Raw genomic sequence first — 13,836 nt, forward strand, 5'->3', positions numbered from 1 at the left:
TGGAATAATTTTAATATTCTTAAATATTTTGAATATTCTGGAGAAATTTTTTAAAATTAGTCTTAATTTTTTAATTTTAAAATTAGTTTATTTTTTTTAATTTTAAAAATTAATTTAAATTTTTTAATAAAATTCATAAATTTCATTCATTTATATAAGAGATTTATTATTGTTCGATTCAAGCCGAATGATTTATATACCTCTTATGATAAATATTATTTCGTGGAGTAACTAACTTTTCAGTATGTTACTAACTTTCGTATAATTTCGAACAGATATTATACATCATAAAACATAGTATAATTACACTAAATTCAAAGTTATCTAAAATTTATTATTGGTGTTTTGCCTTTGTTTTAGTGTTTAATGGCTTAATGATTATTATTTTAATCCAATTAATTTAATTATCAATTTAATCTAATTAATCAAATTATACAATTGTTTAATTATTTAATCTTATATGGTTATGTCTATTTTAGACTTATGAAGGTGTTAAAGTGGAAAATGTATATAATGTAGAAAACGATATTCAAAGAGCTAAGATCTCTGTTAAAAAGAATAATGGAGTATCTGAAGCTTTCAGTTATGAAAAATTATTAAAATCTTTAGTTATGGTAGAAGCTCCATTTTTTGAAACTGAAAAAATTGTTTCAAAAGTAGTTGAAAGCCTATACGATGGAATTACCACTAAAGAAATTAAAAAAATAGTTTACGAATGTTTAGAAGATGTAGATTCTGAAGCAGCTAATAAATACTTGGCTAAAACTACCTTGAAGGTACGTTCTTCCAGAGATAAAATCGAACCATTCGATATGGCTAAAATTGCAAGTACCTTGGTTGAAGAAACCGGCGCTTCACAAGAAACTGCTTTTGAAATCGCTTCTGAAGTATGGAAAGAACTTAAAAAACTTAATGTGGAATACTTGACTGCTCCAATGATTAGGGAAATTGTAAACACAAAACTTGTGGAATACGGTCTTGAAGACTTAAGAAGCAGATACACTCGTTTAGGTATTCCTGTATTCAATATTACCAATTTAATTGAAAATGGTTCCAGAGACAATGCAAACATGATGCACAATCCTGAATCCATTCACAAATATGTAGCTGATGAGGCTTTAAAACAATATGCTCTCCTTCACATGTTGCCATCTCACTTGGCAGATGCACACATGTCCGGTGACATTCACATTCACGATTTGGAGTTCTTTGCAGGCAGGCCATTAAACTGTTTGCAACATGATATAAGAGCTTTCATTAAATACGGTCTTAAAGTGGACGGTACTGGAGATCACACTTCAGTTGCAGCACCTCCATCCCATATGGAAACCTTGATGAACCACACCGGTGAAATCATGCTTGCAGCACAACAAAACATGTCTGGTGGACAAGCTATGTCCTTATGGAACGTTTTTGTTGCTCCATTTGCAAGAGGCAGAAGCTATGAAGAAGTAAAACAATCCATTCAAATGTTGGTTTACAACTTAAACATGGCTTACGCAGCAAGAGGTTCCCAAGTTCCATTCACAAGCATGCAATTGGAATTCGGAGTTCCAAAATTCCTGCAGGATGTAACTGCATATGGTCCTAGAGGACAAGTTGTAGGAACTTACGGTGACTTTGAGGATGAAACCAGAATGATTCAAAGGGCATTTACTGAAATCCTCATGGAAGGGGATTCAGAAGGTAAACCTCACCTTTTCCCAAATACAATTTACACATTGCGTGAAGAGACCTTGAAAGGGGACTATGATGAAGATATGCTTTTAGTTCACGAACTTTCTGCAAAATACGGATCTTCCTACTTTGTAAACATGTTGCCTGAATACAGAGGTCAAATGGCTAATTATATGGGTTGTAGAACTTGTCTTCAAGACACCTGGACCGGTGACTGGGAACAAGACTGTTTAAGAACCGGTAACCTTGCTTACGTTACCTTGAACTTGCCTAGAATCGGATACCAATCCAGAGATGAGGACCAAGTCTTTGAATACTTGGACAACTATATGGACTTGGCTGTTGAAACCTTGATGATTAGAAGAAACCAAGGTCTTAACTGTTTAAATAACTTTGACATCTTGCCATTCCTTGATCAAGATGTTGATGGGGAAACCTATTACAGAATCCAAAACTCCACATTATCCTTTGGTTTCTGTGGTTTAAATGAAATGTTGCTTGCATTATTCGATGAAGGCATTGATAACCCTGATGCAAATAAATTCGGTATCAAATGTTTAGAATATATCAATGCAAGGGCAAAAGCATTACAGGATGAAACTGGACTCAGATGGTCTGTATTACAAACCCCTGCTGAAAGTACTGCATACAGATTTGCAACCTTGGATAAGGAACAATTCGGAGATAAGGCTATCTTGCAAGGTGACAATGGTGCTAACTATTACACCAATTCCTCACACGTTCCTGTTAACAGTGAAATCTCCTTTGCTGACAAGGTTAAAATCGAAGGTAAATACCACAGCTTAACCCCTGGTGGACATATCTTCCATGCATTCATGGGTGAATCATACTCTGATCCTGAAGCATTGATGAGCTTAACCAATAAGATTGCAAGAAAATCAGATATTGGTTTCTGGGCTTACAGTTCAGCATTCAGTTTCTGTTTAAAATGTAAGACCTTGATGAAAGGATTAAGCAATAAATGTCCTTCCTGTGGTGAATCTGCTGATGTGGAATGGTATGACAGGATTACTGGTTACGTACAACAAGTAGGTCATGCTAAATCTGCTAACGGTGGATGGAATGCAGGAAAACGTCAAGAATTAATTGACAGACGCAGATTTGAACAATAAGTTTTAAATTAGTTGGATTATCCAACTATTTAATTTATTTTTCCTTATTTGGGAAATAATCAATTTATTGTTTTTTTATTTTATTTGTTTTATTTTTTAATTTATTTTATTATTTTTGTTTTATTTATTTTATTTTTAGATTTATTTTTAAATCTATTTTATTTTATAATAGAATTTATTCTATTTTCCACTTGATAGGATTCTTTTTAGAATCCTATTTACATCCTTTAATGATTTAACTTATTTTTTACTATTTTTATAATCCTTTAACTTTTTTTACTATATTTTTCACTATTTTTATAATCCTTTAACTTTTTTTTACTATATTTTTCACTATATTTTTCACTATTTTTATAATCCTTTAACTTATTTTTTTGTACTGTGTTAATGATTTTTTTATTTTATTTTAAGCATTTTTCAAGTTATTAGTAGTTTTTAGTAGTTTTTAGTAGTTTTTAGTAGTTAGTAGTTTTTAGTAGTTTTTAGTAGTTTTTAGTAGTTCTTAAATTATTTTCCTTTAAGAGTTCTATTTTTTTAGCTTTTTTAAGTATTTTGTTCAGGTATCTATGGGGATGATTTTATTATTGTTTAATTTTTTTTAATCATTTCTTAATTATAGTAAGTCTTATATATTTTACTAACCTAATTATTAATGTGTATAAAAAGTTTAGGTTATGGGTAATTTTAAATGGTTAAGATAATTTTTATTGTTTATTAAATTAATTTTAAAAATATTAGATTTATTAAATAATTTATTTTCTTATATGCTTGCTTATAAGTAATTAAATTAATTAAATATGCTTTATTTTAATTATTTTTAATTTTTATTTAATTATTTTAATTTATTTTAATTATTTTTAAGTTATTTTAATTAATTTTAATTTTATTAACTTATTTCTTATTTTAAAAATGGTCTTAGTATTGTATGGTATTTTGACGGTTCTTAATCAGACAATATTTTTTATACATTATTTTTATAAAAAAAACAAAGGTGGTGAAATTATCAATACAAAAAAGAAACTGGCATTAATACTTCTTGTTTTAAGTGTTTTTGTGATTTCCTTAAGTGGAGTCTCTGCATTGGATGCAAGTGATATGGATGATGTAGGAATAGTCGATGATGTTTCAAGTGATTTGCAGCTAACTGGCATTGATGCAAGTGATTCAAGTGCAGATGTCTCTATTGATAATTCACAGGATATAAAATCTAGTGATAATTCTAATGTTCTAATAGATTCAAGTAATCAAAATATTGAAAATGATGTTGAATTAAATGAAACTGATCTTAAGTCTGCAGATAAAAAATCCCTTTCCTCTTCAGAAAAGGAAATTTTAAGATATTCTGATGGTCAATATATTGAAATCAGAGACCATGCTTCAGGAATTGGTGGAGAGGGAGTAACCACCATCATTCAGTCTGCAAATTTAAATGAGGATATTTATATTGATGTATTATGGCATGAGCAAAGTACTTACGTTTGGACGGTTTGTTTAGATGGTGTAAATCAAACTGATTTGCAGGTATCTCCTGTTGGTGATGAATTTACATGGAGAAATAATGTATTTTCAGTCAGGTTCACTGGCAATGGTACGCATACTGTACAATTAGTATATGAAGATGATTATGGAAATCAATATTACAGTAATACTTTAAAATATTCCATAGGTGTAAGTGACTTAAGCGGCGTAGAAGGCCATATTTATATTCGAGACCATGATACTGGAAATAATGGCACTATTACAAAATCTGATTTAAGCGCTTGTGTCTTTGATATTTGGTTTGATGGGCAAGTATCTTATGAATATTTGACTATACGTATTAATGGTGAGGATAGTGGCACATTTTATACTGAGTTTACAAGTTTTGAACAAATAATGTATCAAAATAATAATTGGGAGCATACACATTCATTTACACCTCCTGAAAACGGTACCTACAGGATTCAGTTGTATTACTCTGGAGAAAATATGTATGTAAGTAATGTATTGACTTATGTTGTTGGATCAGGTTCAGGTGGAGATGAGCCTGTAACTCAAAATTATACCTATAATATTTCAGCAAGTAAGTCTACTGCAAATTATGATGATAATATTACTATCACATTTATTCCTTCTGATTATAGTATAAGGAGCGGTACAGTTCAATTCTATGTAAACGGTTATAATTTCCTAAATTATCCTTATTACACTAATGGAACTCTTTCAACTTGGGTCAAGTATATTCCTGCAGGAATCAATAACTTCAGTGCATATTACACTGGTGATGGTGGAACTCATCCTGCTGGATGGACAAATAATGCAATTGTTTATGTTAATCCGGTTGAAACTTTTATCAGTGCAGCTCCTGTTGTGATGGATGTGGGGGAATCCAGGTACTTGACAGTCACTCTCATTGATATTGATGGTGATGCTGTACCTTCTCAAGAGATTATTGCTAAAATTAATGGTGTTGATTATGCTGGAACTACAAATGCTAACGGTATTGCAACAATTCTTATTCCATCTACTTTAACTGCCAACACATATACTGTAAGTTTAAGCTATGCTGGTGGGGACTGGAAAAAGTATCAGACCCCTGATACCTTAAGATGGCTTTATGATTATGGTGATGATGAAGATTATTTGCATAAGGAATCTTCCAATGTAACTACAATTACTGTAAGATCTTCTGAAGCTTCAACTCAAACATCCCTTTCTCTTAGTCCTAGTGCATCCATTGATTTAGGCCAATCTGTAACCATTGTTCCTACTGTCACTTCTGGAAACGATGTCCTTACTGCAGGGGGTGTGGAAATATTTATTGATGGTTCAAGTTATAGAAACATTACTGCAGGTGGAAATGTATCATTCACTCCTGATAGTGCAAAAACCTATAATATTCAGGCTGTTTATAAAGGTCTTTCTTCCTATTATGCTGGAAGTTCATCTCCAATTCAACAATTAACTGTAAATGGTGGACAGGAAGCTTCCACTGCTATTTTAATTATTACCCCTTATGATATTGATGAAGGTGCGAGTGAGGTTGTTTCCATTTCTTTAATTGATAATGCAGGCACTAAGATTAATGGGTATGTTGTTGTAGAGATTGCAAATACTCAATATTTCGTGAATGTAACAAATGGTGCTGCAGAGATTTATGTTGATGGCTTGAAAGAAGGTTCATATTCTGTTTCTGCTTTCTTCTTGGGTAATGATGATTATGCTGCTGTAAATGCAGATCCTAAATCTTTTGAGGTAAATGCTGTTGAAGAGCCTGTTGAGGAGCCTGCTGTTACTTCTTTGTCTGTCAGTCCTAAGAATATTGATGAGGGTGATGTTGAGGTTATTGGTGTTTCTTTGACTGCTTCTGGTGTTGGTATTGGAGGTATTGTTGTTGTTACTGTTGATGGTGTTAATTATTATGCTAATGTCAGTAATGGTAGGGCTAGTGTGACTGTTAAGAATTTGCCTGCTGGTCCTTATTCTGTTTCTGCCAGGTTTGTTGGTAGTGATGGTTATGCTGCTTCTGTTGCTTCTGGTTCTTTTGTTGTGAGTGCTGTTGAGGAGCCTGTTGTTGAGCCTGTTTATGTTCTTCCTAATGCTACTATTGCTTTGGAGAAACTTGATGGTGCTGTTCTTGCTACTTTAACTGATCTTGATGGCAGTCCTATTTCAAATGCTGATATTCTTGTTAGTGTTAATGGTGAGGCTTCCAATGCCACTACTGATGCTAGTGGTAAGTACACTGTTGATGTAAGTGCTAATGCTACTGTTGTAGTCTCTTTCACTGACGTTAATGGCATTGATGTAAGTTCAAGCATTGTAATTGTTGAAAACAACAATACTGTTGAGGTTGAAAAGATAGTTGAAGTTAACAATACTGTTGAAGTTCCTGTTGAGGTTGAAAAGATAGTTGAAGTTAACAATACTGTTGAAGTTCCTGTTTATGTTCTTCCTAATGCTACTATTGCTTTGGCAAGTGAAGATGGCAGTTCTGTAATTGCTACATTAACAGATCTTGACGGTAATGCTATTTCCAATGCAGATATTACTGTCAGTGTAAACGGTCACGAAAGCAGTGCAAAAACAGATGCAAATGGTGCATATTCCATTGAAATCAGTGGAAACAGCACTGTTGTTGTAAGTTATGTAGATTCCAATAATATTACAACTACCGGTTATTTGAATCTAATAATTATCAATACAGTTACTGAAAAGATTGTAGAGGTAAACAATACTATTGAAATCAACAATACTGTTGAAGTTCCTCTTAAACGTACAGTAACTAGTTTGGATTATAATGATATGACCACTAAGGCTTTAACATATCCTGCTCTTAAGACTGGAGAGTTCTTCGTATATACTCTTAAGGATGATAAAGGAAATGTATTGGCTGGCAAGAATGTAAGTGTTGGATTCAACGGTCACGTATACACATACATAACAGATGAAAATGGTCAAGCTAAAACACAGGTTAACCTTAAGGTTGCCGGAGGATACACATTTGCTGTCTGTTTCTTAGGTGATGAGGAATATAATGCAAGTTTTGTTGCAGCAAAAATCACTGTAGAAAAACAAAAACCTAGCTTAACCGTTCCTGCAAAAACCTACAAGGCAAGTGCTAAGACTAAAACATTGACTGCAACATTTAAGGATGAAAAAGGTCAGCTTATTAAAGGTAAATCCATTACATTCACTGTAAATGGCAAAACCTACACAGCTACAACTAATGCTAAAGGTGTTGCAAGTGTTAAAGTAAGTCTATCCACTAAGAAAACTTACAGTTTCGCTGCTAAGTTTGATGGTGATGACACATTTGCTGCAGTTACAAAAACAGGAAAACTTACTATAAAATAGTTAAACTTTTAAGAAAATGATTAATTTCATTTTCTTTTATTTATTTTTTTTAAATTTGTTTGTTTTTTTAATTTTTTAAGACTTTTTTTAGTTTTTTTATGGTTTTTTTTAGTTTTTTTAGTTTTTTTATTTTTAAGATTTTTTTAGTTTTTTTATGGTTTTTTAGTTATTTTTTTTATTTTTTAATCCTTTAGGACAGTCCCTTTTTTACTATTTTTTTAATTTTCACTTATTCATTTGTCTGTTTTAAATTGTTCTTTTTTAATCCTAAGTGATAAAAACTAAATTTCTATTTTATTATTGTTTTTGAATAAACAATTATATTTTTGTAAAATTTTTTTCTTCTTTTTTTAAACATTGTTTGTTTTTTTATTTTTTTATTAAATTCAATTTGACATTATTTAAACTTTAATGGAAACACTTTTTAATTAAATAAAATAAATATATAAATAATTCAATATTATTTTATAAAATCTAGTTATTATATAGGATATAAAATAATTTAATTGTATAATATTCTAAAATAATTTTGAATTATGTGAGGTTTATATTTATGAAGCTTAATAAGATAACAGTCGTTTTAGCTATTTTATTAGTGTCTATATTAGCTCTTGGGGCTGTAAGTGCAGAATCAATCGACGATACTGTTGTAGTTGATGATACAGTAACTCTTGATGTCGATGATTCCATAAATGATGTATCTGTAGATTCAGATTCGAAGGTTAAAAACAGTTTAGGTGCTGATGAGGTGGACACATATCTTGTGGATGATGATACATATTCCACCTATTTTGATGAAGAGGGTACAGCAACCGAAGCATTAAGTGCAGATGGTTCTTATACTCTTGAAATCGGTACCTTAACCAACAAGGACATTAAGATTGACTCTGGAAGTCAAATCAACATTCTTGCAAAGGAAAATGAAGGTGTCTTAAATAATGGTTCAATAACAATTGGAGACGGCAGTGGTGAAGCCGGATCCATTACAATCAATGGATTGAAATTCATCAACACTGACAAAAATCCTATTGTTGTAAATGATTTAAGTACTGACATCACCATTGAGGCAAATGATTTTGATTTGACTTATACCGATGATTATGCAGACAATGCTATTGCTATCTTAACCCAAGGATATCTCAATGAGGTTAAAATCCTTGAAAATACTGTTAAGATGGACAGTGCAGCTACTTATACATATGGTTTTGACTTAAGTTACTATATTGGATGGTATGATCATGCAAGTACAAACCCTGAAAACTTTATTGTAAGGGGAAATGTTCTTGACATCACATCAAGTGGAGTTGGAGGTATGGTTGAAGCTATGTATTTGGACACTATGCATAACTTAACAGTTGATTCCAATATTATTAATGTAAAGACCACTGGTGAAGGCAGTGCTAATTATGCTATGCAGGTTTCAGACTCCTGGGGATTCATGGAAGATGATTTCGCAGCTTCCCCATATGATATAACTATTGTAAACAATGATATACTCATGGAATCTAGTGACATGGCTTATGGTATTACAGTAATCAGTTTATGGCCTTTTGATGAGGAATATGATGAATTAGTTAAGGATATCTCAATAGAGGGAAATGCTCTTACAATAAAATCTGATGCAAATGCTGTAGCTATTGGTGTAAAATCCGCTGATGCCATAGTATCTGAAAATGAGATAGTAATGGCGGTTGATGAAACTGCTGAAGTTAAAGCTTATCCAGATCCTGCATTTGGCAATGAAAGTGTTGGAATTTATATTGTAAACTATGATTCCACAATGGGTAATTATGCAAATGTCACAGTTGTGGAAAATGCTATATTTTCCAATATTGAAACCAATATTAAGGTCATTAAAAATGATTCTGATGTTGAACCTTTAACTGTTGAGGACAATGAGGAAATATTAGGCTATTTAATCAATGATGGCAATTTTGATTTATTCTTTGATGATGAAGGCTGCTTAAACATTGAGGAAGGTTATACTCTTCTTTTAGCTAATTTAACTGCTAAGGACATTATTGTTGATGTTCCTGTAATCATTAATGGTATTGAAGGTTCTTCACTTGTAAACACTACTATTTCCCTTGTTGCTGGTGCTGATGGTACTGAAATAGCTGGTTTGGTCTTTGATTATACTGATGCTGGAAGTACTTATGCTGTTATTTCTGTAAATGATGGTGTAAGTGATGTTAGCATTATTGGAAATGAGATTAATGCTTATTCTGCTGCTGGTTATAATTCTGCTATGGCTATTGCTGTTTATGGTGCTACTGAAGCTTCCAAAAACATTTTAATTGATTCCAATATGATTACAATCACTGGTGATGAGGCTTATACCTACGGTATTGACATTCAAAATTATGATCCTTACTGGAATAAGGGTCAAGGTGCTGAAAACGTAAGCATTTCCAATAATATTATTGGTTTGTATGGTAATGGTATGGAAGAGGCTATTTATCTCTCTTCCCTTAAGGATGTTTCCGTAATTGATAACACTATCACTTCCACTTCCACTGCTACCGGTAAGGGCAATGACGCTTATGGTATTGGTGTAAACGGTGTAGATGGATTAATTGTTGAAGATAATTTAATTGAGGTTAATGCTAATCAAATGGCATTTGGTGTGGCTTTGACTTCCGGTTCTTCCAATGTATTGGTTGAGGATAATGATATTGAGGCTGTCGGTACCGGTGCCATTGGAGTTGGTATTGCTTCAAGCACTAATGTTTCTGTTGTTGATAATAATATTACCATCATTGGTGGGGATTACACTTCCATTGAAACCTGGGACAGTTTAGGAACTGCAAATGCAGCTATCCTTGACAAGACCTCTTCTGCAGACATTGGTGAAAACAAGATTAGCGAAATTGGTTTTGTAAGCATTGATGATGGCAATTTTGCTACCTACTTTGATGAGGATGGAAAGATTAAGGATGATGCTCCAATAAGTGAAGGAGACATAATCTTCCTTGGCGAGTTAACAAATAAAAATATTGTAATTGACATTCCTTTAATAATCAAGGGTGAAAAGGACAATAAGTTAACCAACACTAGCATTTCTATCATTTCAGGTGCAGATAACACAAGTGTTTCCGGTTTAAACATGGAATTTACAGGTGATGCAAGTACAGGTTCCAAGGCTATCATCTATCTCAGTGAAGTGGATGGAGTATCCATTCTTGAAAACAATATTGTGGTAACAGACTTTGTAAATGCTGAAGGGGCCAAATGGGGTTCAAGCCTATATGTAATTGAAGTTGAAAGTGGTAATGAAGGAACTTCCAATATTCTTATTGCAGATAACAATATTGAGGCAAAGGGATCCGCTAATTACCTTTATGGTATTGATGCTTTCACTACCTGGGGTGCAAATTCCACCAATGCTAATTTAACAATTGATGGAAACACCATTTCAATTGAAGGTGGAGCTCGTATGGCTGAAGCCATATATGCCAGCGGTTGTGAAAATGCTGTGATTTCCAATAACAATATAAGTTCTGTAGGCACTCTTGCCGCTTATGGTATTGGTACAGACAGTTTAACTGCCGGTGAAATTTCAGACAATACTGTAGAAGTAATTGCAGGTGCACAGGCTTATGCCATTACAAACACATACAGTAATGGAGTTGAAATCAAGGACAATACAATCAATGCCGTCGGTGTCGGTGCAGTAGGTATTGGATTTACCGGTTCCAGTGATATAACTGTGGAAGATAACAATATTGAAATTGCTGGTGGAGATTATACCTCAATCACTTCTGCTGACAGTTTAGGAACTGCAAATGCAGCTATCTTGGATAAGGATGGTGTTGGAAGCATTTCAAATAATGTTGTCACTGAAGACATTCCTATAATCATTGATGACAATACATATGCAATTTACTTTGATGAAAATGGAAATATTAAAGATGATGCTCCAATCGCAGAGGGAAACACTGTCCTAATAGGCAAACTTTCCAATAAGAATATGGTAATTGACATGCCTTTAAGAATTGTCCCTGCTTCAAGCAGTAAATTAACAGATTCCACAATCAAGATTGTTGAAGGTGGAGACGGCACTTTAATTAATGGTTTGGATATTGAGTTTACCGGTGATGCAAGTACCGGTTCAGTTGGTCTTATCTATGTTCTTGGTGCAAGTGACGTTAAGATTACAAACAACAATATTGTTGTTCCAGACTTTGTAAACAATGATGGTGATACATGGGGTTCAAGCCTTTACGCTATAGAAGTTGAAAGCGGAGCTGCAGGAACCAATAATATTGAAATCACTGGAAACAATATTGAAATTAACGGTTCTGCAAACTACCTTTATGGTATTGATACATTCACTACATGGGGTGCTAACACTACAAACGCTAAGTTAACAATTGCTGATAATAATGTCACAATCAATGGCGGAGCCCTTATGGCTGAAGCTATCTATGTAAGTGGAAGTGATGATTTAAGCGTTTCAAACAACAATATAGCTGTTAATACTACAGGAACTGCTTATGGTATTGGTACTGATGGATTAAATGGTGCAGAAATCACCAATAACACAATCTATTCCGAATCTTCAAACATGGCTTACGGTATTACAAGTACAACCAGCGGAAATGATGTGGTCATTGAAGATAACCTCATTGCCGTTTTAGGTGCAGGTGCTGTAGGTATTGGCCTTTCCAGTCAAAACAATACAGTTGTAGCTTCAAATGATGTAAGCATTGTTGGTGGAGATTATAGTGGAATTTCCGTATCCGATAATTTAGGAGCTGCAAATGCTGCTATCTTGGATAAGGACAATAAGAACACCAATCTTAATGTTACCGGCAATAACTTGACTGAAAACGGCAAGACTGTTAACAAAACCCATTCCGGTGACGCTTCAAAAGAGCTTCAAGACATTATTGATGCTGCTCCTGCAGGATCTGTTCTTGATTTAGGTGGAGACAGCTATATCAATGTTAAGGACATTGTAATTGATAAGGACTTAACTGTCACCAATGGTACAATCATCGGTAAGGAAAAGGAAACCATTTTTGAAATCGGTTCAAATGCAGAAAAAGTCACACTTACAGGTTTAGACATTAAGGCAAACAATGCTAACACTATAGTCAAGGCTATTGCCGAAAATGGTACAAGCCCAACTTCAATTGACATTGCTGAAATTAATATTGTAAACAATACAATTTCCAAGGCAAATGATGATGTTGTTGCTGAATCTGTAACCGTGCTTGAAATTGACTCTGAAAGAGGTATTCTTGCTCCTAACAATCCTATTGCTGTAAGCGGAAACACAATGGACAGCGGAATTGATTCATTTGACTTTGTTGTAACCGAATTTAATGGTGATAATGGAACTGAAGTTCCTGAAGGAGGTAATATTCCTGATAAGATTGCAAGTGTAATTATCTGTAACAATATGACTACCAATGCAATCAACACTGCTCTTGACGGCAGAAACGGAGAATACTTCATTTTCCAATTAGTTGATTCCAATGGCAATGCATTGGCCAATAAGCCAATCCTTGTAGGTTTCAACGGACATGTCTACAATTACACAACCGATGAAAAGGGCAGTGCAAAAACACAAATAAACCTCGGTATTAAAGGAGGATACACATTTGCAGTAAGCTTCCTAGGTGATGAAGAGTACAATGCAAGCTTTGCTGTAGCTAAAATCACAGTAAATCCAGAGCCTGTAAAACTCACAACAGCCAAGAAGACCTACAAGGCAAGTGCAAAAACAAAAACATTAACCGCTACCTTTAAGACCTCAAGAGGAACTGCAATTAAAGGCAAGAAGATTACTTTCACAGTAAACAAGAAAACCTACACCGCAACTACAAATGCTAAAGGTGTTGCTACTGTTAAGGTAAGTCTTTCCAAGAAAGGAACCTATTCTTTCACTGCTAAATTCGCAGGAGACGACAGGTATAAGGCAGTAAGTGTAAAAAGCACTGTTAAAATTGCTTAGATAGGAAAATAATTAAATTAAAACATTTAAAAAGAATAGATTTTTTACTATTCTTTTATTTTTTATTTTTTTTAGAGTTTTTAGCTATTTTTTTTAGAATTTTATTTTTAGTTTTTTTTTAGTTTTTTTTTAGAGTTTTTAGCTATTTTTTTTAGAATTTTATTTTTAGTTTATTTTTAGTTTTTTTTTAGAGTTTTTAGCTATTTTTTTTAGAATTTTATTTTTAGT

General features: G+C 33.1%; 3 protein-coding genes. All 3 read left to right on the forward strand.

Annotated elements, in window-relative coordinates:
- Positions 1–497: 497 nt before the first annotated feature.
- Entirely contained in the window at positions 498–2,810 is a 2,313-nt protein-coding gene (gene nrdD, locus Q0138_RS01710) for an anaerobic ribonucleoside-triphosphate reductase (RefSeq protein WP_297980062.1), read from the forward strand.
- 1,053 nt (positions 2,811–3,863) lie between these two features.
- Complete coding sequence (locus tag Q0138_RS01715) at positions 3,864–7,646, forward strand: Ig-like domain repeat protein (RefSeq protein WP_297980065.1); 3,783 nt, start codon at positions 3,864–3,866, stop codon at positions 7,644–7,646.
- A 553-nt stretch (positions 7,647–8,199) separates the two neighbouring features.
- The gene (locus Q0138_RS01720) at positions 8,200–13,608 is read left to right on the forward strand and encodes an Ig-like domain-containing protein (protein WP_297980068.1); all 5,409 of its coding nucleotides are present in this window, start codon (positions 8,200–8,202) and stop codon (positions 13,606–13,608) included.
- Positions 13,609–13,836: the final 228 nt, after the last annotated feature.

The sequence above is a fragment of the uncultured Methanobrevibacter sp. genome (assembly GCF_937906425.1).
In the GTDB taxonomy this organism is placed as follows: Archaea; Methanobacteriota; Methanobacteria; order Methanobacteriales; family Methanobacteriaceae; genus Methanobrevibacter.